The 24,639-nt window shown below is 35.8% G+C and carries 22 protein-coding genes and 4 tRNA genes; 13 read left to right on the forward strand and 13 right to left on the reverse strand.

Annotation, left to right across the window (positions count from 1 at the left end; translation table 11 throughout):
* Positions 1-12 precede the first annotated feature (12 nt).
* Positions 13-1,212, forward strand: a complete 1,200-nt coding sequence (locus tag Q1V95_RS00380; RefSeq protein WP_300668945.1) for an oxygenase MpaB family protein — start codon at positions 13-15, stop codon at positions 1,210-1,212.
* 4 nt (positions 1,213-1,216) lie between these two features.
* On the opposite strand, the gene Q1V95_RS00385 is transcribed toward Q1V95_RS00380, so the two are convergent.
* Entirely contained in the window at positions 1,217-2,596 is a 1,380-nt protein-coding gene (locus tag Q1V95_RS00385; protein ID WP_300669023.1) for an aldehyde dehydrogenase, read from the reverse strand.
* A gap of 70 nt (positions 2,597-2,666) precedes the next feature.
* Between Q1V95_RS00385 and Q1V95_RS00390 the strand changes: the two genes are divergently transcribed.
* Together Q1V95_RS00390 and Q1V95_RS00395 are read left to right on the forward strand one after the other, a co-directional pair.
* Positions 2,667-3,473, forward strand: coding sequence for an SDR family oxidoreductase (locus Q1V95_RS00390; RefSeq protein ID WP_300668948.1), 807 nt, complete (start codon positions 2,667-2,669; stop codon positions 3,471-3,473).
* Positions 3,473-4,144: a hypothetical protein gene (locus Q1V95_RS00395; protein ID WP_300668950.1), complete on the forward strand. Its 672-nt coding sequence runs from the start codon at positions 3,473-3,475 to the stop codon at positions 4,142-4,144. Before Q1V95_RS00390 ends, Q1V95_RS00395 begins: the two co-directional genes overlap by 1 nt.
* A 75-nt stretch (positions 4,145-4,219) precedes the next feature.
* Here Q1V95_RS00395 and Q1V95_RS00400 read toward each other — a convergent pair whose 3' ends face one another.
* The 3 genes from Q1V95_RS00400 to Q1V95_RS00410 form a co-directional block, all read right to left on the reverse strand.
* Complete coding sequence (locus Q1V95_RS00400) at positions 4,220-5,785, reverse strand: hypothetical protein (protein ID WP_300668953.1); 1,566 nt, start codon at positions 5,783-5,785, stop codon at positions 4,220-4,222.
* A gap of 115 nt (positions 5,786-5,900) precedes the next feature.
* Positions 5,901-6,950: an HlyD family secretion protein gene (locus Q1V95_RS00405; RefSeq protein WP_300668955.1), complete on the reverse strand. Its 1,050-nt coding sequence runs from the start codon at positions 6,948-6,950 to the stop codon at positions 5,901-5,903.
* A gap of 3 nt (positions 6,951-6,953) precedes the next feature.
* Entirely contained in the window at positions 6,954-8,279 is a 1,326-nt protein-coding gene (locus Q1V95_RS00410; RefSeq protein WP_300668958.1) for a TolC family protein, read from the reverse strand.
* Positions 8,280-8,421: 142 nt separating this feature from the next.
* On the opposite strand from Q1V95_RS00410, the gene Q1V95_RS00415 reads away from it, so the two are divergent.
* Entirely contained in the window at positions 8,422-9,222 is an 801-nt protein-coding gene (locus Q1V95_RS00415; RefSeq protein WP_300668960.1) for an AraC family transcriptional regulator, read from the forward strand.
* A 50-nt stretch (positions 9,223-9,272) separates the two neighbouring features.
* Here the strand turns inward: Q1V95_RS00415 and rplI are convergent, their stop codons facing one another.
* The 7 genes from rplI to folP form a co-directional block, all read right to left on the reverse strand.
* Positions 9,273-9,791, reverse strand: a complete 519-nt coding sequence (gene rplI / locus Q1V95_RS00420) for a 50S ribosomal protein L9 (protein WP_079665856.1) — start codon at positions 9,789-9,791, stop codon at positions 9,273-9,275.
* A 127-nt stretch (positions 9,792-9,918) separates the two neighbouring features.
* Positions 9,919-10,221 carry a 30S ribosomal protein S18 gene (gene rpsR, locus Q1V95_RS00425; protein WP_027382072.1) on the reverse strand — a complete coding sequence of 101 codons (303 nt, stop codon included), beginning with the start codon at positions 10,219-10,221 and terminating at the stop codon, positions 9,919-9,921.
* A 26-nt stretch (positions 10,222-10,247) separates the two neighbouring features.
* A complete protein-coding gene (gene rpsF, locus Q1V95_RS00430) occupies positions 10,248-10,589 on the reverse strand; it encodes a 30S ribosomal protein S6 (protein WP_300668990.1) in 342 nt (113 codons plus the stop codon).
* A gap of 126 nt (positions 10,590-10,715) precedes the next feature.
* Positions 10,716-13,124: a GEVED domain-containing protein gene (locus Q1V95_RS00435; protein ID WP_300668992.1), complete on the reverse strand. Its 2,409-nt coding sequence runs from the start codon at positions 13,122-13,124 to the stop codon at positions 10,716-10,718.
* Between the two features lie 313 nt (positions 13,125-13,437).
* Entirely contained in the window at positions 13,438-15,084 is a 1,647-nt protein-coding gene (locus tag Q1V95_RS00440; protein WP_300668995.1) for a choice-of-anchor J domain-containing protein, read from the reverse strand.
* Between the two features lie 180 nt (positions 15,085-15,264).
* A complete protein-coding gene (locus Q1V95_RS00445) occupies positions 15,265-16,614 on the reverse strand; it encodes a chloride channel protein (protein WP_300668997.1) in 1,350 nt (449 codons plus the stop codon).
* Positions 16,615-16,617: 3 nt separating this feature from the next.
* Positions 16,618-17,451, reverse strand: a complete 834-nt coding sequence (gene folP, locus Q1V95_RS00450) for a dihydropteroate synthase (protein ID WP_300669000.1) — start codon at positions 17,449-17,451, stop codon at positions 16,618-16,620.
* A 101-nt stretch (positions 17,452-17,552) separates the two neighbouring features.
* On the opposite strand from folP, the gene Q1V95_RS00455 reads away from it, so the two are divergent.
* The 5 genes from Q1V95_RS00455 (at position 17,553) to tpiA (ending at position 21,442) form a co-directional block, all read left to right on the forward strand.
* Positions 17,553-18,599, forward strand: coding sequence for a T9SS type A sorting domain-containing protein (locus tag Q1V95_RS00455; RefSeq protein ID WP_300669003.1), 1,047 nt, complete (start codon positions 17,553-17,555; stop codon positions 18,597-18,599).
* Positions 18,600-18,665: 66 nt separating this feature from the next.
* On the forward strand, positions 18,666-19,202 hold the full coding sequence (locus tag Q1V95_RS00460) for a DUF1599 domain-containing protein (RefSeq protein WP_300669005.1): 537 nt from the start codon (positions 18,666-18,668) through the stop codon (positions 19,200-19,202).
* 12 nt (positions 19,203-19,214) lie between these two features.
* On the forward strand, positions 19,215-20,303 hold the full coding sequence (locus Q1V95_RS00465) for a BT_3928 family protein (protein ID WP_300669008.1): 1,089 nt from the start codon (positions 19,215-19,217) through the stop codon (positions 20,301-20,303).
* Positions 20,304-20,307: 4 nt separating this feature from the next.
* Positions 20,308-20,658, forward strand: a complete 351-nt coding sequence (locus Q1V95_RS00470; RefSeq protein WP_300669010.1) for a TerB family tellurite resistance protein — start codon at positions 20,308-20,310, stop codon at positions 20,656-20,658.
* Between the two features lie 22 nt (positions 20,659-20,680).
* Positions 20,681-21,442 carry a triose-phosphate isomerase gene (tpiA, locus tag Q1V95_RS00475; protein WP_300669012.1) on the forward strand — a complete coding sequence of 254 codons (762 nt, stop codon included), beginning with the start codon at positions 20,681-20,683 and terminating at the stop codon, positions 21,440-21,442.
* An 876-nt stretch (positions 21,443-22,318) separates the two neighbouring features.
* Here the strand turns inward: tpiA and Q1V95_RS00480 are convergent.
* Positions 22,319-23,335 (reverse strand): N-acetylmuramoyl-L-alanine amidase, encoded by a 1,017-nt coding sequence (locus Q1V95_RS00480; RefSeq protein WP_300669015.1) that lies wholly within the window; start codon positions 23,333-23,335, stop codon positions 22,319-22,321.
* A 140-nt stretch (positions 23,336-23,475) separates the two neighbouring features.
* Between Q1V95_RS00480 and Q1V95_RS00485 the strand changes: the two genes are divergently transcribed.
* From Q1V95_RS00485 to Q1V95_RS00500, 4 genes are all read left to right on the forward strand, one after another.
* Positions 23,476-23,560, forward strand: a tRNA-Ser gene (locus Q1V95_RS00485).
* A gap of 16 nt (positions 23,561-23,576) precedes the next feature.
* Positions 23,577-23,651, forward strand: a tRNA-Pro gene (locus Q1V95_RS00490).
* Positions 23,652-23,682: 31 nt separating this feature from the next.
* Positions 23,683-23,756: transfer RNA gene (locus tag Q1V95_RS00495), tRNA-Arg, on the forward strand.
* Between the two features lie 52 nt (positions 23,757-23,808).
* Positions 23,809-23,883 (forward strand) — tRNA-Pro (locus tag Q1V95_RS00500).
* Between the two features lie 33 nt (positions 23,884-23,916).
* Here Q1V95_RS00500 and Q1V95_RS00505 read toward each other — a convergent pair.
* A partial coding sequence (locus tag Q1V95_RS00505) for a cytochrome d ubiquinol oxidase subunit II (protein ID WP_300669018.1) occupies positions 23,917-24,639 on the reverse strand: 723 nt, incomplete at its 5' end.

A 24,639-nucleotide genomic window follows, 5' to 3' on the forward strand; every position in this document is an offset into this window, starting at 1 on the left:
TACTTTTAAGTTATGCAAGATTATCAAGCAAAACCAAATTATAAAGACTCAGATCATTTTAAGAATTTTTGGAGTCAAGGCAATGGAAAGCTGCTCCAAGAACTGAGTGGCGCAAAGTTGTCTTTCGATAATTGGAATCGGTTTGCTCCTTATTTTTATCAATGTGACGAACTTGGCGATCAGGTTGTAAAAGATGTTTATTTCGGTTCTTCCTTTGCTGAAGCAACTTCTAAAATCAAAAACTACATTGAAAAGGGTGTTGATTTTAATGATTCGGAAATTCCAGAAAGTGTAAAAAAATTATTCAAGCAAACTGAGAAAGTTCCTGATTGGGTGGATTGGAATCTTATCGAAAAGGGTGCTGAACTTTGTCAAGTTGCTGGCGTTAACGCTTTGATAATTCTTCGCGATTACGTGTTGATGGGCGGTTATGATTATGCTTTTCTCAACAAGCCACTTATCTTAACTGGCGCTCTCAAAAAAGGTGCAGTCAAAAGGTTGGCAGATACGCTTAATTTTTGGGTTAATGTCACTCGAAAAGATGCTTTACAAATTCATCATAAAGGTTATGGATTTTGCATTACAACGCGATTGATTCACTCGTATTCGCGTTTAATGATTTTAGAAAAAACCGAAAATTGGGATACTGAACATTGGGGTTTGCCAATTAATTCGTGGGATATGATGGCGACCTATATTGGATTTTCGTTAGTGTTTTTACATGGACTGCAGAAGTTGGAGGTACAAATTACCGATGAAGACGAAGCTGGTTTGTTTCATCTTTGGAAATATATTGGTTATCTAATCGGAATCCCAAATGAAATTTTGCCAAACGACAAAAAAGAAGCTACGGAATTTTTCTATATGTGGACGGCAACGCAACCGCCTTCGGATGAAGATTCCAAGCATCTTGCAAAGTCTCTTTTGGATGAGAATCTAGAATCTCCAGGACTTAAATATCAATTCCAAAGAAGAAATCTACGCTATTTACATGTTGGACTCAACTGGTTTTTGTTGGATCACGACACTAACAAACGTCTCGGCATCGAAGAAGTGAATTTTCCGTATGCCTTTCCAAAGTTTTTAAAACTTAGGAATCGTTTGTTTTTCCGATTTGCAAGCCGCGAAAAGCAAATTAAAATTGGCGCAAGCTCGCAAGAAAAGGTACTCGCAGATTATTTAAAAACTGCACCGAGAAATATTCACCATTAGAGTTTTACATCAGTTTCTTAATCCAGCTTAATTTTTTATCGGAATAAGGTGGATATTTAAGGTCGGGTTCGCCCCAAGTTGCTCGTTTTAAAACAGATTTTTGATGTGTAAAAGCTTCAAAACCATATTTTCCGTGATAATTTCCAATTCCAGAATTTCCGACGCCACCAAAAGGTAGATTTTCGTTGGTTAAATGCATAACGACGTCGTTGATACAGCCACCGCCAAACGAAATGTTGTTACAGAATTTTTCTATTTCACTAGGATTATTACTGAAAAGATAAGCGGACAGAGGTTTGTCATGATTCTGGATTTGAGACAAGGCTTCATCGAAATTATCATAAACCAAAATAGGAAGTATTGGACCAAAGATTTCTTCTTGCATAATCTGGTCATTCCAATTAGCAGGATACAAAAGAGTCGGTTGAATGTAAAGCTTTTCTAAATCTGTTTTACCACCGAAAACAATTTTATTTTCATCAATTAAATTCGTTAATCTCGTAAAATGTTTTTCGTTGATAATCCTTGTAAAGTGCGAACTATTCGGCTGATAATTGTTTTTATCAACTTGATTTTTTAAAACCTCAATAAATTTGGATGCGACTTTTTTATCCACCAAAATATAATCTGGCGCAACACAAGTTTGTCCAGCATTTAAAAATTTTCCCCAAGTAATTCGTTTTGCAGCGATTTCTAGATTAGCATTTTCAGTAACCAAAGCAGGACTTTTTCCTCCCAATTCCAAAGTGACAGGCGTTAGATTTTTTGCGGCAGCTTCGTAAACGATTTTACCAACTTGTGGACTTCCTGTGAAGAATATCTTGTCAAATTTTAGTTTTAAAAGTTCTGTCGTTTCGGCTACGCCGCCTGTTTCGACATGTAAAACTTGCGGATCAAAATTTTCATTGAATAAATTTGCCATCAATTTCATGCTGTGCGCAGCAACTTCGCTTGGTTTCAGAATGCAGGTGTTTCCTGCTGCAATGGCAGAAATCATCGGACAAATCGAAAGTTGATAAGGATAGTTCCAAGCGCCAATTACCAAACTACAACCTAATGGATCTTGGTAGATTTTTGAAGAAGCAGGAAGATTTGGTAAGTTGGTTTTTGCCGATTTTGGCTTCATCAACGATTTTAGGTTTTTCAAATAATAATTGATTTCACCATAGATAATTGCTAATTCGGTGGTGTAAGTGTCGAATTGTGATTTTCCAAAATCCTTGTCAATAGCTTCGTAGAAAAGATTTTCGTTGTCGGAGATTATTTGTTTCAGCTTTTTTAATTGCGTTTTTCTAAAGTCTAAACTTTTTGTGCTTTGACTGGTAAAAAATGTACGTTGCTTTTGTAAGATATTTTGGATGGACATTTTATTCTTTTTTCGAATATAAATTTAAGGAAATAAGATTTCGGTTTTGTTGGTTTTAATTATATTTAATGAAAATAGAATTCACTTTATGAACTTCAATGGAAAAAAAGTTTTAATAACGGGTGGCGCTTCGGGAATTGGAAAAATTATGGGTCGTAAAGTTCTCGAAAGAGGCGCCGAAACTTTGGTGATTTGGGACATTAACGAAGCTGGAATTGAAGTTGTAAAACAAGAATTCAGCGCTTTGAAAGGAAATGTTGTAGGTTACAAGGTTGATGTTTCGAATGTCGAAAACTTGATTGAAGTTGCTGCAAAAACCAAACTGGAAGTTGACGCGATTGATGTGTTAATCAATAATGCGGGGATTGTCGTTGGCAAATATTTTCATGAACATTCGCACGAGAATATCAGCAAATCGATCGCGATAAATGCGGATGCGATTATGCACGCGACTTTGGAGTTTCTTCCTGAAATGATGCAACGTAATTCTGGTTCTATTTGTAATATTTGTTCATCTGCTGGTCTTATTTCGAATCCGAAAATGTCGGTTTACGCAGCTTCCAAATGGGCGGCAATTGGTTGGAGCGATAGTCTTCGACTAGAAATGGAGCAACTAAAAAAGAACATTTCCATAACCACCATAATGCCGTTCTATATTAATACGGGAATGTTTGATGGTGTTAAATCTAAACTTTTGCCGATTCTCGACCCCGAAAAAACGTCAGAAAGAATTATTCGTGCTATCGAAAAGCAAACCAAAATGTTAGCGATGCCGTTGCCATATTGGTTTATCCGACTAAGTCAAGGTATTCTGCCTTTAGGGCTTTTTGATTGGACGATGCGCAATGTGTTTGGGATTTATAATACAATGAAAGATTTCAAAGGACGCAATTAATGAGTAAAATAAGTCAGTTTTTTAAGAAATACGATTTAGGATTTGAAAATTTTCAGATTCTGAATTATTTTCTATCGGTATTTTTTTGTCTAAAAGTTTGGTTGGTTCCTAGTCAAAGTGATGCAACCTTCATTACCAATGGAATTCAGCTTTTTGTTGTCGAATTTTTGATGATGCATTCGGGCGTTTTTCTATCAGTTTTTGCGCGTTCCAAAAAGTTTTTTCTGATTGCTTTATTGTACGGATTGATGATTTATGGTTTGGCAAAATCGTTTCAGAACAATTATTACTTTTACCTGTATTTGCTGATTGTCATGAACCGAATGCGTGTTGGATTTTCTGCTAATCCTGTATTTTTTGTTCGAGGTATTGCGATGTCAATCGCAGGCGGTTTGTTCTTTCTTGTTGCAGGAATCAGCATGGCGATTTTGGAAAATTGGATTCCTCAATTTGGGTTGACAGAGACTTACTTGACGCAATCGGGCTTTCGTTGGCAAAATGCGCGAACAGGCGGAATGTTAGTGGATAAACCACAAACAGTGATGTATTTTTGGATTGTTTATTTCTCGCTCTGGATTTGGTTTGAGTTTTATATCCGAGATAAATTTAAGGACTTCGAAGATTTTGATGTTTCCGAAGTTTTTTGGTCTTTTACAAAAAGAGGTTTTTAATTTTTTTAATCCTAAGAAAGCTTTTAATTCGAAATAATGATGCTTGATTTTTTTCTTTTAAAATTAAATTTTATTTTAATAAAAAATATTTCTAATCCCAATTTTCGCCGGTTTATAAATTAAAATGACAATTGTTGTTAGCAAAGCAATCCAAAATAAAACAGTGAATATTTCCATGTTTGAAAGCAAAAGTGCTTGCGCAGAAATTTTAGATTTAAAACCTCCAATCGTTATACTGACAGCATCATTGTAAGTCAATTTGCTGAGATTGGTGTTGAAATTATTGTTCCATAAAGTACTGAAAATAGGATTGGTTGGTGAAAAATTAGTGCTTAATGAATCGGCGTGTTTTAAACTTAAATACAAAATAGCATTTTGCATAATCGAATAGCCAATTGCAGTCGTCCAAAATCTCACAGTTGTTCCCATTACGCCTCCATTAGAAACAAGATTTGGTGGTAATCCTGTGATAAGATACATAACCAAAGGCGTAAATAAAAGTCCTTGTCCGATACCTTGTATAAAAAGCGGAACGGCGATTGTTGATAAGGTGGTGTCCGGAAAGAAAACATAGGTGAACCACGCGCAATCGATAGCTAGAATTGCGAATCCTGAAGCGAATATTGTTCTTGATGAAACGGCTCGCATCAACATAATTCCAGAAATTATGATTCCCAAAATTGTTCCTGCTACATTAAAATATTGAATATTATTGATGTATTCCCAAGGCCACTTCCAAACATTTGCCATTATACTGTACACATTATTAAGGCCAGAACGGATGATGTAAAAAATGAAAAACAAAATGACGCCAACCAAAATATGTGTGTAAGAAAAGACTTCAAGATTGAATATCGGTCTTTTGCTGTATTTCTGTTTTAAGATAAATAAGCCCGACGAAATCATGAATAAGAAAATGCATAGAACAATTTGATTGGACTCTAGCCACATCAATCTTTTTCCGTAAATAAGGGCATAAGCGCCAGATTGCAAACTTAGCCAAAGTAAAAAGCAACTTACGTGGTCCAGTTGGTATAATGGAATTTTTGCAAAAAATCGGTTGGTATTAAATATTGAAAAAGCTACTACCAAAACAAAAATATGGAAGTAAACAATCATCAAAACCATGTGCTGAAAATTATAATTTTCAATACTTGTTTTTAACAAACTTGTTGTAATTGTGCCGCCAGTCAACATAATCGTGTAGAGAAAAAGATAGGCGACAATTTTTGCATGTTTGGTTTTTAATTCGGCGGTGATTAAAGGCAAAAAAATAGCACCTTCCAAAACGCCAAAAATTCCTTCTAGAAATCGCATTACCAAAATCACATGATAATCGTTGGTCATGGCAACAACATATAATATAATGATGGAAGCCGACGACATCAACAATACATAATATTTAACACTGAAATATGCTAGAAACCTTGGCAAAACCAAGAGCGTTACGACAATGGTGCCATACATCAACATCAAAAGATATTGCAAATCATCCGAATCAACATCCAAAAATGACGACGTAAATGCGCTGTTGGAATGAAACAATGACATCAACATCAAATGTGGAAACATCGCCATAATCAACAACGGAATTTTCAGCCATTGCGGAACCCATTTATGATATATTGTATTGTGTGCCAAGATTTTATTTTTTGAAATTCGAGATTTGAAATTTGATATTCGATGCTTAAAGTTTCGGGTTTTATGTTTCAAGCTAAACACTAAACACTAAACACTAAACACCAACAACCAAACACTATTCAAGCTTCTTTGCGCTTACCAAAACATTCATTCCAGAAAGGAGTTTGTCGTTGTTTTGATTATTTTCAAGAAGGATTTTCACGGGAAAGCGCTGTTCTATTTTTACGAAATTTCCAGTCGCATTGTCTGGTTTAACGAGCGAAAATTGCGAGCCTGCGGCTGGTGAAATACTTTCTATTTTTCCTTTAAATTCAATATTGGGAAAAGCATCGGCCGTTATTGTAACTTCCTTATTTTGGTCAATTTCTCCAAGCTGTGTTTCTTTGAAATTGGCGATAATCCATTTTTCTTTAGAAACGATTTGTACCAAAGCCTGACCTTCTTTTATCAATTGACCTTCCTGAATTGTTTTTTTGCCAACCCAACCGTCATACGGCGCAGTGACAATCGTGTAAGAAAGGAAAAGCTTCGCGTTATCAAGACTTGCAGAACCTTGCTTAATTTGGCTTTGCACTGGTGCAACTCTTGTCTGTTGCTCGTTAGCGCCTGCTTGTATCGCATTTTTTTGCTGTTGCAAAGCGAGAAGATTGGCTTTTGCCTGCTCGTAAGACGCTTTTATATTTTCGAATTGTTGTTCTGTTGCAGCATTTTGCTCAAGAAGATTTTTGTAACGATTATAATCTTGTTCGGTTTTCCAGATGTCAATTTTTGCAGAAGCAATTTTTGCGTCAATAATTTTAGAATCGCTTTCCTTTGTATTCACGCCACTTTGCACGGTTTTAACAGTTTCGGTAGTCGCTTGTAGATTGGCTTCGGCAATGTTGACTTGGTTTCTAAACTCGCGGTTATCAATCACCAACAAAGTATCACCTTTTTTTACAAACTGATTTTCTTTAAATTTAATTTCTTTGATAAAACCAGATACTTTGCTGGAAACTGGTGTAATATATTGTTCAATTTGTGCATCATTGGTCGTCACATTTTTTCGGCTGAATAGATAAAAGCTCAACATTCCTGCAACGCCTGCAACAATGAGAATCCAAGCCAGAAGTGAAATACTTTTGTTGATTCTTTTTTCTCTTTTTGTAAGTTGTTTTGTTGCCATATTTTAAAGCTTTCCGATGATGTATTGAAGTTGATAATATTTGAGTTGTCTGTTAATTTTTACCGAAATGAGATTTGATTCCGCTTCTAGATAAGCGTTGTCTGCGTCGATTAATTCTGTTATCAAACTTAATTTGTTGGCGTATTTTGTTTTTACAATGCGGTAATTTTCTTCGGCTTGGGCAATGGCTTCTTGTGCGATATTTACTTTTTGTTCCGTTTCTTCATATTTTTTGTAAGCCTGAAAAATCTCGTGTTTTAGTTGTTCTTCTTGTTCTTCCAATTCGAGATTTGCCAAATCGATGTGTTGTTTGGCTTCCTCCATTTTGTATTTGTTTTTGTACAAATTTTCGATAGGATAGGTGAGCGTTACGCCCAACATACCAAGTCTGTATGCATAAGGTTCTGGAGGGAAAAACATCATATTCGGATATTTTAACCAATATTCGCCGCCCATTGTGATGTTCGGAAGATAATTGCCATTTATGATTTTCTTGTCGATTTCTGCCAAACGAATATTGTTTTTAGAGACTTCGATACTTTCATTTTCTCTAATGGCTTGAGAGTTCAAATCTTCCAAATTAGGAATTTTTACCTGTTCCGAAACCAATTCTGCAGTTTCGACATGCAATTCTTGGTCGTCGGGCAAAGACAAAAGTGTTTTGAGTTGATGTTCTGCAATTTGAATGTCATTATCCAATTCTGTCCAAGACATTTTGTGATTGGAAAGTTGCAAAGACGTTCTCAGGACTTCATTGTAAGTCACAACACCATTTTGTTTTAAGATTTTTGTTTCCTTAATATTCGCACTGTCTTCTTTTATTTTTTGTTGAATTAAAGACTGTTGCTCCTTCAAATGATGGATTTGGAGAAATGCGGTGATGATTTGCATTTTCAGTTGACGCTCATCTATCTGAATTTTTAACTTTGAATTTTCCGTATTAATTTTAGCTTTTCTTTCGTTATTTTTTATTTTACCACCAAGATAAAGCGGAATGGAAGCCGATAATGTAAAATCATACATGCCGTTAATAGCATCATATTTCGTGGATTTGTCGAAGATTCCGTTTTGATATTGATGTAGGTTGCTTACTTGTGTGTAGTTGGTATGGAACTCAATATCTGGCAATTTTTCCATTTTTAAATCCTTTTCTTTGGTTTCAGAAATCGAATTTTTTAGATGGCTGATTTGGATGCTTTTATTGTTTTGAAGTCCTATTTCTAAGGCTTCTTTTAAAGAAAGTTGATTGTAGTTTTGAGCTTTTATGTTTAAACTTAATAGAATTAAGGCAAAGCTTAAAAGTTGATATTTTCTGACGTGAAATATCATTTTCATAATTTTATAAATGTATTTTTAGGAATTCTTGTTTTAACCATGCAAAGTTACAACACGAAGTATATGACCGACTTTGTGAAAAATGAAAATGATTTGCGCAAATACGCCAAATTGATTTTTTTAGTAAATTTGTCAAATGGGACGAAATCATTATGAGGAGCTGGAAGATGGCGATGCCATCTATTATGTTTACCATCTTTTGACTGGTAAGGTCGAAACGAAAAAGCATTCGCATAGTTCGGCACAATTAATCTATGCAGAAGGCGGAATCATCCATATTTTTACAGAAGAAAAACATTGGTATTTGCCTGCACGCTGCTTTATGTGGATTCCGGCTGGGATTCCGCATTATATTTTGTCTTTTAGCTCTAATGTGAGTTTGTTTAATTTTTATTTTAAACCAGAAAACGAAGAGGATGATTTTTTTTCGGAAGTCAACATCTATTCCGTAAGTCATCTTTTGCGCGAAATGATTCTTTTTACCAAAAATTGGAGTGGCAAAATTACTGAAGCTGACCAACAGAAATTTTATTTCCTAAAAGCTATGAAATACATTTTGCCAACAGGGAAAGAAAGAAAACTGGCTTTTCCTGTTCAGCATCCTTTTCCTAAAGATGAAACGCTTTTGAAAATTGCCAGATTCTTAAATGCTAATTTGGAGAAGAACCTTGGCTTGGAAGAAGTCGCTAAAAATTTTGGTGTTAGTAGTCGAACCTTGTCGCGGAAGTTTAAAGAACAACTAGGCATGAATTATGTTAGATTTCTTCGTGCTTTACGCATTACGAAATCTTTGGAACTTATGGGAGAGGAGAAGTATAATATGTACGAAATCGCGATGCTTGTCGGTTACAATTCTTTGTCGTCTTTTAGCAATATCTTCAAACGCGTGACAGGAATTGCGCCAACAGATTATCAACAGCGATTAAAATCTAAATAACAAAAAAAACCTCCGAAGTCGGAGGTTTTATCTTTATAAAAGAAAAAATATTAAGCTTCTTCAGCTGGAGTTTCTTCTTCTTTTTTAGGAGCTGGAGCAGCTTTAGGAGCAGCTTCAACAGGAGCATCAGATACAACATCGAATTCGTAGTTGTACTCAACATTTCTGTGAAGTCTGATAAGTGCTTCGAACTTACCTGTTCTTTTGATAGTATTACCAGGGATTTTGATGTATTTTTTATCTACTTCAACACCTGCTTTAGCCAAAGCTTCAGAAAGGTTAATGTTGTTGATAGATCCAAATAATTTGTCTCCTGTACCAACTTTTGCAGCGATAGTTGTCGTTGTTTTTTTCAATTTGTCAACGATAGCGTTAGCAGCAGCGATTAATTTTGCTTCTTCTTCTTTTCTAGCTTCTAGAGTTTCTGCAAGGATAGCTTTGTTTTTAGGCGTTGCTAATACTGCGATACCTTGAGGCATTAGGAAGTTACGAGCGTAACCTGGTTTTACGTTTACTGTGTCGAACTCAAGTCCTAAGTTTTCAACGTCTTTTTTAAGGATAATTTCCATTTTGTTGTTGTCTTGTTTGGATTTTAGATTTACTTCATTTCTGAGCAATCTAAAAACAGTTAGAATTAATTATTTATTTATTCAGCAACTAAAAGCCAACAGCGAGAAGCTATTGGCTAGGAGCTTTTTATTTTAAAAGGTCTGCTACGTAAGGCATCAAAGCTAAGTGTCTAGCTCTTTTGATTGCTGCAGATACTTTTCTTTGATATTTAAGAGAAGTTCCTGTGTAACGTCTTGGTAAGATTTTACCTTGCTCGTTAACGAATTGTAATAAGAAATCAGCATCTTTATAATCTACATGCTTAATTCCGAATTTTTTGAATCTACAATATTTCTTTTCAGATTTTGTGTTGATATCAAGTGGTGTTAAGAATTTTACTTCAGATTCTCCACCAGCTGAGGCTTGTTTAGCCATATCATCTATTGCCATGTCTTTTTTGTTTTAAGGATTAATAATTAAGCTTTAGCAGCTTTAACTTTAGCTCTTCTAGTTACAGCGTAGTCAACAGCGTGCTTGTCCAATTTTGTAGTTAAATAACGGATAACTCTTTCGTCACGTTTGAAAGCTAATTCTAACTCAGCTACAACATCACCTTCACCTTTAAATTCGATTAAAGTGTAGAATCCATTCTTTTTTAATTGGATAGGGTAAGCTAATTTCTTAAGACCCCATTTTTCTTTAGCAACGATTTCACAACCTTTTTCTTTTAAAAGGCCTTCAAATTTTTGCACTGCTTCCTCCACCTGTGCATCAGATAGAACGGGAGTTAAAATGAAAACAGTTTCGTAATTGTTCATAATGATTAATTAATTGGTTAATTATTTCGAGTTGCAAAGATATAATTATTTTTCTAATTACACATTAATTAAATAAAAAAAGCTGCTCCATTTCTGGAGCAGCTCAATAGGTATTATTAAAATTGATTATTTTTTGATAACCTTAATAGTTTCTGAACCATTTTCTGTTTCAACAACTACTACATAAGAACCTGGCGTCATTCTAGCCATGTTAACTTCGTTAGCAGTGTTTTTAGCAGCTTGGTTAGTTACTAATTTGCCATTCATATCATAGATTTTGATAGATTTAGCATTAGAAGCGCTATTGATTTTTAATACATCAACAACTGGGTTAGGGAATACTTGTACTTTAGCTTTGCTAACATTGCTAACAGCCAAGTTGTTTGTTACATGTACTGTGTAATCTTCATATTCTCCGTAGCCTTCTGTCATACAAGGTCCGTCGTTATCTGGTCCTGCATTAACAAGAACACGCATTCTATAGTTACCAGTAGGTACAGTCGTTGGAATCGTGATGTTTCCAGATGTTACAACACCAACACCACCTTCTCCGATTTGACCAATGTATTCTCCTGCATCTTCGAATGAACCATTATTGTTGTAATCAATCCAAACGAATGCATGCTCCCACCATCCATCACCAACAGTGATTGAGATTGGATAAGTTTGTCCAGCATTAACTTGTGCTGGTGCAACAGAGCTAGAGAAGTCAGAATATCCATTAGTACCACACTCAGAATCGTTATTGATTCCAGCAAATGTTACATTCGTAATAGTGTCATCATCTGTACAATCCATTTCCACTTCACAATAAGTTACAGGTGGAGTAGAGCCAATAACCTTGAGGGTGTAGTCTTCAGCTTGTCCAAAAGTGCTGCCTATCACACAAGGGTCAACATAAGGGTTTGTACCAAAAGTTTTCTTAATTCTTAATCTCGTATTTCCTTCTGCGGCATCAGCTGGAATTGGGATGCTAATTGTTACATTTTTGCCATCTGCTCCTGTTGAGTTTTCCAAGGTACCTTCAACAACATAAGTTTCTTTTGTCGCATCAAATGTTCCGTCTTTGTTCCAGTCAGCAAATACAACAAATCTATTTTTGTAGTTTCCTCCAGTATAGCCCTCAAGTGTCATTGTATAGGTTTCACCTTTTTTAACTGTTGCAACCTTATTTAAGAATGCTTCGTGAGCTGGAGATGTTGTTGCAGCAGGTGAGCTATTTGTAAGATCAGCAAATGTTACTTTAGTGATTGGCTCAACATTAGTAAAGGCAAGTGGTCCGCAATATGGAGCAACTGGGTTGCTTCCAGTTGTTAGTTTGTATACAGGACAACTTGCAGCACTTGTACCATCAGTATTTACAGCTACTACTTTCCAGTAATATGTTGTGTCAAAGCTTGTGTTAGTAATGTTAACCGCAGTATTTGCTGTGTTTCCTATTTTTGCAATCGTTGCAGCATCTGTACCCCAATATACGTCGTAAGATACTGGTGCGCCGCCAGTTGTTGGTGCTGACCAAGATATTGGCGTTGTTACAGCAGGTACACCTGTTGCACCATCTGCTGGCGTTACAGTGGTTACGCAACCTGGAGGGTTTGCATTAAGCGTTTTGAAAGAGAATTCTGTACAACCGGTTGCAGAACCTACACTATTTTTAGGAACAACTTTCCAATAATATGTGGTTAGTGGAGAAAGACCTGTTGCGGCAGCTGTTGTCCCAGTGAAGTTGCCTAAAAGCGTAGTTGGGTTAGGGCTGGTACCCAGATATACATCATAACTACTTGCAGAGCCTCCAGTTGTTGAAGCTGTCCATGTTAAGTTTGGTGCTGGGTTTACAGCAACAGCTTGGTTACCATTGGTTGGTAGTGTTAATGTAGGGCATCCTGGTGCTTGTGTTTGTGCAGCTGAGCTAGTTACTTTGAAATCATCGACAGCAAATCCAAATTGATCGTTAGAAATACATTGTATAGCAATGTAGATTTTTTGACCAGCATATTGACTTAAGTCATAAGTGTATTTGTGCCAAGTAACATCTGCAGGTGAAGACACAGCGGTTGAGGTAATTGCTGTAAAGTTAGCAACATCTGTTCCTGTAGTTGAAACGTGAACTTTGAATTTCTCATCTCCATAAGTAGCATCACAAGATTTTCCCCAGAAACTTAGCTCTAATGTACCAGAGGTCATTTGGATTTGTGGGGAAATCATCCAGTCGTTATTGGTCGGTACTGTTGCAGCAAAACTTACCATCGCTTTGCTTCCAGTTCTTGCCGTCCAGTCAGATGTAGCGGATGGTGTCATTGGAGGTGTTGTAGTAGTTGAATTGAATACCTGGAACGATTTCTTAGCTCCAGTATTTGGAAATTGAACACCATTGAATCCGTAGGTTGCAGATTGGTCAACATCTGTTAAGGTCCAGTTTCCAACATTCGCAATTGCGAAATCTGTGTAAGTCTCGAAGCTATCCTCGAAGATTACTGTTTGTGCTGAAGCGATTGCTCCCCATGCGACAAAACATGATAGTAGAACTTTCTTCATAATAATTTTAATTTTTTGGTTTTGTGATTCTCAAATATATTAAAAAAAAATTAAAATGCAAATATTTTGTTAAAGAATTGTAATATGATTGTTATTTTGTAATAAATATGGATGTTTTGTTGGTTTTATTTTTGTTTTCTTTTATTGTGTTAAGGATTTGTTAATTATTAATTTTTGAGGTTTTATCAGTATTGCGCCTGGTTTTTGGAGTTTAAATCATAGTTTTTGAATTTAATTATGTTTTCTCAAATTTGAATAAAAAAAGCGCTACCTCAATTTGAAGTAGCGCTAATAGTTATTTGGAGTTAAAAGTTTACTTTTTGATCACCTTTATATTTTCAACTCCTGATTCTGTCTTAAGACTAATGATATAATTTCCAGACTTCAGTTTAGAAAGATTTAATTCTGTTTTGTTAGAGTTAGGATCTTCGCTAGAAATCAATTTTCCACTTAGGTCAAATACTTTAATGTTTTCAATTTTTGAATTTGCATTAATGCTTGCTATATCTTTAATTGGATTTGGATAAATTGATGCTTTGTTTTTCTGAACATCATTAACGGCAAGACTTCCTACATTAACTGTATAATCCTCTGCCTGACCAAATCTTCCGCCAATACAAGGATTTGTAAGATTTGGCATATCTTCTCCATCGCTAGCTGTGTCGTTAATGATTTTCTTAACACGCATTCTGGTGTTACCTGGAAGTGCAGTTGGTGGTACAACAATATTCTGGGTGATAGTGATACCGTCGGTTCCTGTAGAGTTGATTAAATCATCATTAATCACATAGACTTCACCAGCGTCATCTAATTTGCCATTTTGATTCCAATCGAAAAACACAACAAATTTGTTAGGGTAGTCTCCTCCTGTGTTTCCTCCAAGTTTAATCTTGTACGAATCACCAGCTTTTACATGGGCAACTTTGTTTAAGAATGCTTCATGTGCACTGCCAGCTCCAAGTTCATCTGATGAAGTGTTCACCATGTCTGCAAGTTCTACATAGGTAATAGGTTCGATGCCGCTGAGTGGAATTCCAAAAATTACGAAATCAAATGTTAATGGACCACAGTACGGATTAAATGGACTTGTCTCTGTTTTGAAGGATTGTACAGTACATCCTGTTGCTTCTCCAGCATCATTAATTGGTCTTACAGACCAATAATAAGTTTTATTATATTCTAAATTAGTGAGACTAGTAGCTGTTCCTGTTGTATAGCCAATAAATTGTAGGTCAGTTGCGGACGTGCCTAGGTAAAGATTATATGCGCTTACATTTTGCGATGATGGCGAAGCAGTCCAGCTAAAACTATTATTGCTTGTTGGTATGTTGTTTTGGTTATTGGTAGGCGTGAGAAGGTTAACACAATTTGGTAAAACTGGTGGGACAAAATCATTAACAACTTTAACATTGTCAACAGCAAGAATGTACTTGTCGTCAGAATTATTAACAAATGCAAATCTAATGTTTTTTCCGAGATAAGCTGATAGATCTGCGTTTCTTGTCGTCCAACTTGCATTTTCAGAAGATTTGCTAAATAGTTCGATTGTAAAATCAGCGATAGTATTGCCTCCATTTGGAGAAAGCATCACTTTGTATCCATCAGGAAATTGAGGATCTTCTGCTTTAGCTTGCCAAACAAGAGTGGGTTTGCTGCCTGAAATTGCTACACTTGGAGAGATTAACCACTCATTTGCAACACCCACAGGATTGAACCAAGAAGTACTCATTGCAGCGTTGTTTCCTGGTGGTTCTTGGAACTCTCCATCTGGTCCCGAACGATCGGCAACACTCCATCCATTGATATGTGAAACTGGGCTGGCAGGTGTATTACCACTTGCATGGATTACTGTCCAAGCGCTAATTCCTGGTCCATTACCATCAAAATCTTCTTGAAAAATTTGGCTGTAGCCTAATAGTGGAAGTGCACAGAAAGCTAGCTTTAGTAAATTTTTTGTCATAACGTTTTAAATTGTTTTGGTTTGGTTTCAAAACTATGAAAAAAATTTACAATTATATAATATTGCAGTTAAAATATTTTCAAAAATTATTTTTAAAAGTGTAAAATGTGTTTTTGAATGCCTTGTAAGCGAGGTTTTTTCTCTTAAAATTTTTAATTGTAGTATAAAATTAATTGTAAATCAATCTTTACTTCTTAAATCTTTTAAAAATCCAATTTTAAGTTCTTCGTATAAAGAATGGCGACTTACCAAAATTGATGCGATTGAAGACATCATACCTGCAAGCATAAGATAAAAAATAAGTGAATGTCTGTCAGTCATTTCCAAAACGATAATCGCCGCAGTGAAGGGTGCTCGTGTAATTCCTGTCAGAAAAGCCACCATGCCTGCAAGGATAACAACATTGGTTTCGTGTGGTGTTAAATGAATTAAACCCGAAATTACCGAACCTAAGCTAGCTCCCGCAGAAAGTGCGGGTGCGAAAATTCCGCCTGCGCCGCCAGATGTAAAGGCGAGGGCAGGTCCAATCATTCTGAGTAATGGCACGTACCAGTCTTCGTGTTTGTTATCAGTAAAAAGGACGCGTTCCATGATTTCTTTACCAGAACCTAAAACTTCGCGATTGATAAAAAAAGCGATGCTTGCAATGATTAAGGCTGTTGAAACTAAGAAAATTATATTTGCCTTATTGGTTTTAAGTCTTTTTTTCCAAGCGCTAATTTTTAGCATGATCACAGAAAGTTGACTAGCGCATATTCCTGAAATACAAGCCACTAAAATCACTGGAAAAATAACACTTAGTGAAATGTCGCTCGTTTTGGGGTAACCTAAATATAAGTAAGAACCAGCCAATGTTTGAGCGGTTAAACCTGCGATGATTACAGCGGTAAATAATGCTGTTTTGAAGTAGTTTATATGTGTTTTGGTTAATTCCTCAACTGCAAATACAATTCCGCCCAAAGGTGTGTTGAATGCCGCAGCTAAACCTGCTGCTGCACCTGTCATAATCATATTTTTCTTAGAAATCTTTGGATACCAAGAGGGCAGGTATTCATTGACTTTTCTGAAAATAGAACCTGCAATCTGGATTGTTGGTCCTTCGCGACCTACGGCACCACCGCCGATAACCAAAACGACTGAGGAAATAATTTTAAGAATGATGATTTTAATGCTTAGTAGATTTTTAATCTTTTTATGTTCTTTTGGATTCGCCATATCAATGGCTGCCATCACTTGCGGAATTCCCGATCCTTTGGAGTAGGGCGCAAATTCTTTAACCAGCCACCACGACAACACAAAACCAATTGGCGCGATAATGAAAATCATCCAGTCGTGCCAATTCATAATGAGTTCTAGTAGATGTTCTCCCCAAGCAAAAATTTTGGCATACATCACTGCGAAAAAACCAGTAATGACCGAACCTATCCAAAAAGGAATTGCTTGTAAAAGATTGTGTTTTAGTTGTTCATTTCGGATGTTGTCGAAAGAACGTTTTAACATGAGGCGAAGTGTCTCGAGCATCTTTTTCATGTTTTAAAATTTTAGCAATGCTGGTTCGTGGACTCTGAAAATTTTGGCACCTTTTTCGAAAAGTTGTTGGTGGATTTTTGCAACTTCTTCTTGAATTTCCAAAGGACTTTTTCCCAAGGGTTTGTAGATGAAAGATTTTCGCGAAATTCCAATTAAAATAGGAAATTCTCCAAAACCGATGTATTCTAGCTCATTAATAATTTGTAGTTGATTGTCTTGTGTTTTGGAAAATCCAAAACCTGGATCAAGAATAATATCCTTAATCCCAAGTTGATTAAGCTCGTTAACTTTTTTCGAAAAGAATTTATTTAATTCAATAATAATATCATCAGAATGTTCTTTGTGATGCATTTTGTCGTAATCGGAGTTGATGTGCATCAAAATGTATGGAAGTCCAGTTTTCGCAACTTCGTTTAACATTTGGTCATCAAATTGTCCTGCCGAAATATCATTAACAATGTCGATGCCTTCGTTGTAACCGAACTTTACAACTTCGCCATAAAAAGTGTCCAATGAAATTAAAGCTTCGGGAAATTCTTTTTTAATTAAAGAGATAGTATTTCCAATTCTATTGATTTCTTCTTTAGCAGAAATATGTTCGGCGTTTGGTCGTGTTGATTGTGCACCGATATCGATAATGCTTGCATTATCTTTCAGAAGTTGTTCGGCTTGAAGTAATGCATTTTTTTCAGAATTAAATTTTCCACCATCAGAAAAAGAGTCTGGTGTCAGGTTGAGAATTCCCATAATCTTGGGCTGGCTCAAATCGATTAATCGGCCATTGCAATTGATACTGAATTGTTTATCTGCTGAGAACGCTGAATTGGAAAACTTCATTTCACAAATTTACAATTTTAGATACTCAATTTTTCATTTTTAATAATTTTTTGAATTACAATTTTTAGAAGTATTTTTGCGAAATATCAAATTTATAAACTATGAAAATATTTTTATCTACTATTTTATTTATCTCAAGTCTTACAATAGCAAATGCGCAGGTTGTAAGTTTTCCCGATCCTGCATTTAAAGGATGTGTGAACTCGACTCCGCTAATTGATCTTAATAAAGACGGGCAAATACAAGTTTCTGAGGCTGAGTTATTCACTGGGAAGATTGACTGCTCTAGTCAAAACATTAAATCCATTGCGGGAATAGAAACTTTTAAGAATCTAAGTTCTTTAATCCTTAGAGATAATATGATTTCTGAAGTAGATTTTTCAAACAATGTTAATCTAGAGCATTTAGTTATCTCCAATAATAAAGTTACTAAATTGGATGTCTCTAAGAATTTGGCATTAACACTCCTTTTTGTAGAAAACAATAAATTAGATACTTTAGACGTCACGAAAAATAAAGCATTGACATCTCTTTGGATTGGTTACAACAACATTGAGAATATTGATTTAAGCCAAAACCTTAATTTAGATAGTTTCTATGCATATGGTAATTTATTTAAAACTATAGATTTAAGTAAAAATATTAATTTAAGTTATTTGTATCTTAACAAATGTTCTCTAGAGTCTTTAGATCTAAGCAATAATAAAAAATTGTATCTTGCAATTGTTGGTAATAATAAATTAACATCCCTGAATATTAAAAATTCTAATAATACACTGATAAAAAGCAACGGATTTGATTCATCAAGTAATCCAGAATTAAAGTGTATTGAGGTTGATGATGTTAATTACTCCAATTCTACTTGGCTTAATAAAAATCCAGAATCACGTTACAGTACAGATTGTAAGTTGGCAACTTCTGAGAGTAAACTTTCTGAAATATCAGTTTTTCCAAATCCAGCAACAAATGTTTTGAATTTTTCAAAATTATCAAATGTTGAATTGTATAATGTGACAGGACAAAAATTGCTAAATCAAACTAATATCAAAACACTTGATGTTTCTAATTTGAATAAAGGTGTTTACTTTGTTGTTATCAAAGATAATGATGGCATAACAATTCAAAAAACGAAAGTTATCAAAGAATAGAAGTTGATAAGCATCATCTATTAATAAGTTACTAATTTTAGTATCTTTGACCAATAACTCACTTTTATGGCGAATACATCGATGCAGTTTGATGAGGTTATCAAAAGCTGCCGAGATCTTTTTCAGAAAAAACTTATCGATTATGGTTCGGCTTGGCGTATTTTGAGACCGAGCTCTATTACCGATCAAATTTACATTAAAGTCAATCGCATTCGTACTTTGCAGATGACAGATGTCAAAATGGTTGACGAAGACGAAAAAGACGAATTCGTGGCAATTGTCAATTATTCCATCATTGGATTGATTCAATTGGAGAAAGGTTTTTCAGACGATCTTAATGCTGATCCTACAGAAATCATGAGTTTGTACGACAAATATGCAAACGAAGCTAAAGCTTTGATGGAGCGCAAAAATCACGATTACGGTGAAGCTTGGCGCGAAATGAGAATCAGTTCTATTACTGATTTAATTTTTCAAAAAGTTTTAAGAACCAAACAGATTGAAGATAATCAAGGTAAGACTTTGGTGTCCGAAGGTTTGGATGCTAACTATTTTGATATGCTTAATTACGCCGTTTTTTGCTTGATAAAATACACATCTTAAATTCAATAAAATATGATCAAAAGACTTTTACGTTATATTATCGCGATAATTTTTATTGCTTCAGGTTTTGTAAAAGCCGTTGATTTGAAAGGCTTTTCTTTTAAGCTGGAAGAATATTTTTCGCCTTCGGTTTTTAATATGCCTTTTTTTGAGCAATATGCTTTGGCGCTCGCAACCATTGTTGTGGTTTTGGAGTTGTCTTTAGGTTTTATGCTCTTGATGAAGATTAAATTAAAAGCTACACTCGTTGCGTTAATTGCGCTTTGCGTATTTTTTGGATTTCTGACATTTTATTCGGCTTATTATAATGTTGTAACCGATTGTGGATGCTTTGGTGATGCGATGAAGATGACGCCATGGCAATCCTTTTGGAAAGATATCGCGCTACTTGTAGGTTTGTTGGTTTTATTATTGTTGAATAAAAACTATAAGGAAAAAACGGATTTAGGTTGTGTTAAACTTCCTGTTCTGGGAGTTTTTGTTGTGGTGATGATTTTCGTGATGTATCGTGGTATCAAGCACGAGCCTTTAATTGATTTCAGAGCTTATAAAATCGGAACTGATCTCAATGCTGAACGTCAAAAAATCGAAAAAGATCCTTCTGTTTACAAAACTTTTTATTCGCTTAAAAATTCTAAAACTGGAGAAGTAAAGAAAATTGACCAAGACGAATATATCAATAAGAATTATTGGAAAGAAGAAACTTGGCAAATCGAAGATGGAAAAACAACTTCCGAAATTGTTAAAAAAGGATACGAGTCCGAAATTAAAAAATTCAAGCTAGAGTCGCCAACTGGCGAAGACAAAACTGCAGAAATCCTTAACGAGCCAAAAGCAATTTTGGTATTCGTTTATAAACCAAAAGAAGCGTCGACGCAATTGGTTGCAGAAATCCAAAATATGTTGATGCATGACCGTTCTGCAAAAGTATACGGCGTATCGACGCAACAGGATTTCTTTAACAAAATTCCGAACCTTGCAATGGACGAAATCGCTATTAAAACCATTGCCAGAAGTAATCCTTTTGTGATGGTTTTAGAAAAAGGAAAAATAGTTGAAAAACTGAGTGCTAAAGATTATTTAGAAAAATATCAAAAGTAAAACTATGCAAAAATCAAATAAATCAATTGCAGGATATCACATGCTGATGTTGTTGTCAGCTGTCGATTACAAATTTAGTCCTGAAGAAGAAAAAGTTATCTTAGAGTATTTGGCGGAAGAATTTCCGTTTCGCTTGAATTTGGATAACGAGTTGGATGTCATTGCAAGTTTGCAGCCGAGCGATTGGAAAGATCATTTCGAATTTCATGCGAGATGTTTCTATGACGATTCGACGCCAGCAGAGCGTGAAGAATTCCGTGTTTTTGCAAAGAAATTGATTAAGGCGGATCATGAAGTAACGCGTGTAGAACATCAATATTACACGATGATGAAGACTATCTGGAAAATGGATTAATATTAAATTTAATAAAAATAAAATGAGAAAAAACATTGTTGCAGGAAACTGGAAAATGAACAAAAACTTTGCGGATGCAGAAGCTTTAATGTTCCAACTTTTAGAATACAAAAAGAACAACAAAACAAACTGCGAAGTTTACATCGCGCCGCCGGCTTTGTATTTGCCGATGGGAAAAGATATTTTCAAAAACGGTGAAGTTGAAGTTTTTGCACAAGATGTATCAGAATATCAAAGTGGTGCATACACTGGCGAGATATCGGTTGATATGATCAATTCTATTGGCGTTAACGGAAGTTTGGTGTCGCACTCAGAGCGTCGTCAATATCATGGTGAGACTGACAGTCACGCAAATAGAAAGGTGAAAGCGCTTCTCGATGCTGGTCTTACGCCGATCTATTGCAATGGCGAAACTTTGGAGCAACGTAAAGCTGGTCAACATTTCGAAGTGGTAAAAAACCAAACTGAAGTGGCGCTTTTCACGCTTTCTGAAGACGAAATCAAAAAAGTGGTTATCGCTTACGAGCCTGTTTGGGCGATCGGAACGGGCGAGACTGCAACGCCAGAGCAAGCGCAGGAGATCCACGCGCATATCAGAAGTCTTATCGCTGCCAAATACGGTCAAGATGTGGCGAACGAAATTTCTATTTTATATGGTGGATCTGTAAAGCCAGACAATGCGAAAGAAATCTTCTCTCAGCCAGACATCGATGGTGGATTAATTGGTGGAGCAGCACTTAAAATCGAAGATTTTTCAAAAATTATAGAAGGATTTAATCCATAAAATACTTAAACTTTGGGCGTGTCCCTCAGTTTTTGCCTTTGCCAAACCTCATAGGTTTTTAGAAACCTATGAGGTTTTCTTTTGCCCAAACTTCGGGTCGGTCTTCGACCAGTCGCTGTTTTTATACTTCGGACACTGAGAGGAGCCGAAAAAAGGTTACTGAGCGGAGTCGAAGTAACGCTTCGACTCCGCTCAGCGTCCTTCGTAAAAAACGAGCTCCAACAATGCGCTTCGCCTTCACGCAGATGGGGGATAATTAGAAGTTTTGGAAAAAAATAGAGATTCAAATCAATAAATTTGACTTATTCGAGAATTGGTGATATGTATTTTTGATACTATTCTGGCGGTTGTTTTAGTGGTGAAATACCGGCGGAGCTGTATTGGTGACGTAAATGTCGTATGCTTTATAAACTAAAAATAAAAGAAAAATAGTATTTAAAAATAAACAAGATATTAAAACTCTATTCTTGTATTCTAATTCGATGTATTTCAAAATACTAATAATTATTGAAAATATTATAATACTTAAAATAACAGTAAAAAATGTTTTCCAGTGGATATATAAAAACCATAGTGAGACCTCTCCAAGCTCTGATTCGATATAGTAACTGCCTGTTATAAAAGTAACTAATTGTAATAAAATTAAAATTATGTTTAACAACAAATATTTACGGACAGGTGTTTTGCTGAGAGCTGTGTTCAAATTTTTTTTTGTTTACAAGGTTTTTATTATGATGTCGTATTTTTACCACAATTTTTTCAAAAAGCCATATAGGTGAAAAATTAGACAATAATTAATTTTGAAGCGGGAACGACAAAGTCGTCCCCGCTTCAAAATTATTTAAAAATATTTAAAATTTAAATTTTAAGAAAAACTTATTTAGACGGGTATTTTAGCATTAAAGCTTGCAAAATAGCCCAAGTCTCCAAATCCATAATTCCGTCCGATTTTTCAGGTCTAAAATGATATTGGAAAGCCTCTATCGTTTGCTTTGTTGGTTTGTCCCAAGCTGTGGTGTTTTCAAGCTTGTATCCAAATTTTCCCAAAGCCGCTTGAATTTTATAGATAAACTGAGGTGTATTGTATTGTGCGGCAAAATCTTCAGGCGTCATAGCGTTCAAAAACGAAGCTTTACTGGCGTCATCATACCACATTCCGATTTGATAGTCGGTGTACAGACGCTTCCATGGGAACATAGGTCCTGGATCTTGTTTTCTTGTTGGCGCGATGTCGGAGTGTGCTAAGATGTTGGTAGGAGGAATGTTGTAGCGTGTAGCAATATCTTTTACCAAACTCGCAACTTTTTTAACTTGCTCATCAGGAAAACCAGGGAAGTTTTTTGTTCCGGTAGAATTTTGTTCCCAACCACCATTCACGATTTCAATACCGATAGAGATGTCGTTTAGGTTTTGATCATTTCTCCAATTGCTAACACCAGCGTGATAAGCACGTTTGTTTTCGTCTACCAAAAGATAGATTTCATTATCGTCATAAGAATTTACAAGATAATGAGCACTTACGGCTTGTTGTGTTAATACCATAACAGATTTGTCATTGTCCAAAGCGGTGTAGTGCAAAATAATATAACGTTGACGAAAATTTTGTGCTACAGCAGGAAAATAATTTTTGACAACTTTATAATTATTAAGTTTTGCAGATACAATTGATCCGTAACTTATCGTATTATCATTCTTAGTTGGGTCAGCAATATTCACTTTATAGAAGTCAGCTTCTTCTTGTTTTACTGGTGGCTTTACCACAGGAGTTGTTGGGTTGACGGGCGTTGTTTTTGTAGTAGGCTTCGGAGTTGCCACAACTTTTTTTGAATTATTTTGAGAACCACAAGAAATTAAAGTGATTCCTAATCCTATGACATATAGGGAATTACGCATATAATGGGCTTTTATTGTGTTTTAACGTGTCAAAAATATGAAAAAAAATCACAAAAATAATTTGGTAGATATTAAAAAGTGTTCTATATTTGCACTCGCAATTCAGCAGTTAAACGATCATTAAAATTAAATAAAAGTAAGGAGGGTTGCCGGAGTGGTTAACGGAGCAGTTTGCTAAACTGTCGACCCGAAAGGGTCGCGTGGGTTCGAATCCCACACCCTCCGCACTTATATTATATTTCGGGGCGTAGCGTAGTCCGGTCATCGCGCCTGGTTTGGGACCAGGAGGTCGCAGGTTCGAATCCTGCCGCCCCGACTTTTAAAAATAATGAGAGTAATCTCTGGAAGGGTGCGTAGCTCAGCTGGATAGAGCATCTGCCTTCTAAGCAGACGGTCACAGGTTCGAATCCTGTCGCGCTCACAAAAAACTCACAACTTGTTTGTGAGTTTTTTTATTAAAGTTTCGTTGACCTCGGGGCGTAGCGTAGTCCGGTCATCGCGCCTGGTTTGGGACCAGGAGGTCGCAGGTTCGAATCCTGCCGCCCCGACGGAAAAGCCACTTCAATTTTGAAGTGGCTTTTTTATTTCCTTCTCATGGCGTAAATCAAATAAAACAAAAAAGGTAGGATGAATAAGGAGCCAATTAAAAGCGCCCAAGCCAATGCATTTATTGTTGCTTCTGGAGCGGCGTGTTCTAATAAAGAATAATGGTTACCGTTTCCTAATAAAACAATATCTGGATAATGTTGATACGTGGCTGCAATCAAAATTAAAACCACTTGCAATCCCGCAAATAATCGAATTGGAAGGAGTTTTCGGATTTTCATACAATAGAAAATTAAACCTAGCAAAATCGTTGCTACAACAACGGCTGCAATTCCTAAAGGTTTCGAAAATATCCACTGAAATAATGGGATTCCAGAATAATAAGCGGCACCAAAGACCATTGCGCCTGTCAAGACTACAAGAAGCATTGCTTTTTTAGATTTCCCAATCATCATCGTTACTTCGTCATCACTTCGGCTTTCTCGGATGGAAAGAATACACGCCAAATACGAACAAATTGCAATCGTAAAAAGTCCTACAGCGACGCCAAAAAGATTGAGCCAACTAAAAATATAGAGATCCAAAAAGTTGGTTGCATCAGGATTGATTGATGATGAAACGGTTGCTGCTGCAATAATGCCTAAAAAGAAAGGCGTCAACAAGCTTGCTATATAAAAAATTAGAGAATACAATACTTGCCATTCATCTTCTACTGCATCGTAATTTCTGAATGTAAAAGCCGTTCCACGCGCGATAAT

This window comes from Soonwooa sp., assembly GCF_030151385.1.
Taxonomy (GTDB): domain Bacteria; phylum Bacteroidota; class Bacteroidia; order Flavobacteriales; family Weeksellaceae; genus Soonwooa.

Bases quoted from the DNA above. Each gene is read 5' to 3' on its own strand.
- Q1V95_RS00415 (WP_300668960.1), top strand. From the start codon at position 8,422: ATGGGACGAAATCATTATGAGGAGCTGGAAGATGGCGATGCCATCTAT.
- rpsF (WP_300668990.1), bottom strand. From the start codon at position 10,589: ATGAACAATTACGAAACTGTTTTCATTTTAACTCCCGTTCTATCTGAT.
- Q1V95_RS00440 (WP_300668995.1), bottom strand. From the start codon at position 15,084: ATGACAAAAAATTTACTAAAGCTAGCTTTCTGTGCACTTCCACTATTA.
- Q1V95_RS00390 (WP_300668948.1), top strand. From the start codon at position 2,667: ATGAACTTCAATGGAAAAAAAGTTTTAATAACGGGTGGCGCTTCGGGA.
- Q1V95_RS00380 (WP_300668945.1), top strand. From the start codon at position 13: ATGCAAGATTATCAAGCAAAACCAAATTATAAAGACTCAGATCATTTT.
- rplI (WP_079665856.1), bottom strand. From the start codon at position 9,791: ATGGAAATTATCCTTAAAAAAGACGTTGAAAACTTAGGACTTGAGTTC.
- rpsR (WP_027382072.1), bottom strand. From the start codon at position 10,221: ATGGCAATAGATGATATGGCTAAACAAGCCTCAGCTGGTGGAGAATCT.
- tpiA (WP_300669012.1), top strand. From the start codon at position 20,681: ATGAGAAAAAACATTGTTGCAGGAAACTGGAAAATGAACAAAAACTTT.
- Q1V95_RS00445 (WP_300668997.1), bottom strand. From the start codon at position 16,614: ATGAAAAAGATGCTCGAGACACTTCGCCTCATGTTAAAACGTTCTTTC.
- Q1V95_RS00460 (WP_300669005.1), top strand. From the start codon at position 18,666: ATGGCGAATACATCGATGCAGTTTGATGAGGTTATCAAAAGCTGCCGA.
- Q1V95_RS00455 (WP_300669003.1), top strand. From the start codon at position 17,553: ATGAAAATATTTTTATCTACTATTTTATTTATCTCAAGTCTTACAATA.
- Q1V95_RS00395 (WP_300668950.1), top strand. From the start codon at position 3,473: ATGAGTAAAATAAGTCAGTTTTTTAAGAAATACGATTTAGGATTTGAA.
- folP (WP_300669000.1), bottom strand. From the start codon at position 17,451: ATGAAGTTTTCCAATTCAGCGTTCTCAGCAGATAAACAATTCAGTATC.
- Q1V95_RS00480 (WP_300669015.1), bottom strand. From the start codon at position 23,335: ATGCGTAATTCCCTATATGTCATAGGATTAGGAATCACTTTAATTTCT.
- Q1V95_RS00405 (WP_300668955.1), bottom strand. From the start codon at position 6,950: ATGGCAACAAAACAACTTACAAAAAGAGAAAAAAGAATCAACAAAAGT.
- Q1V95_RS00470 (WP_300669010.1), top strand. From the start codon at position 20,308: ATGCAAAAATCAAATAAATCAATTGCAGGATATCACATGCTGATGTTG.
- Q1V95_RS00465 (WP_300669008.1), top strand. From the start codon at position 19,215: ATGATCAAAAGACTTTTACGTTATATTATCGCGATAATTTTTATTGCT.
- Q1V95_RS00410 (WP_300668958.1), bottom strand. From the start codon at position 8,279: ATGATATTTCACGTCAGAAAATATCAACTTTTAAGCTTTGCCTTAATT.
- Q1V95_RS00435 (WP_300668992.1), bottom strand. From the start codon at position 13,124: ATGAAGAAAGTTCTACTATCATGTTTTGTCGCATGGGGAGCAATCGCT.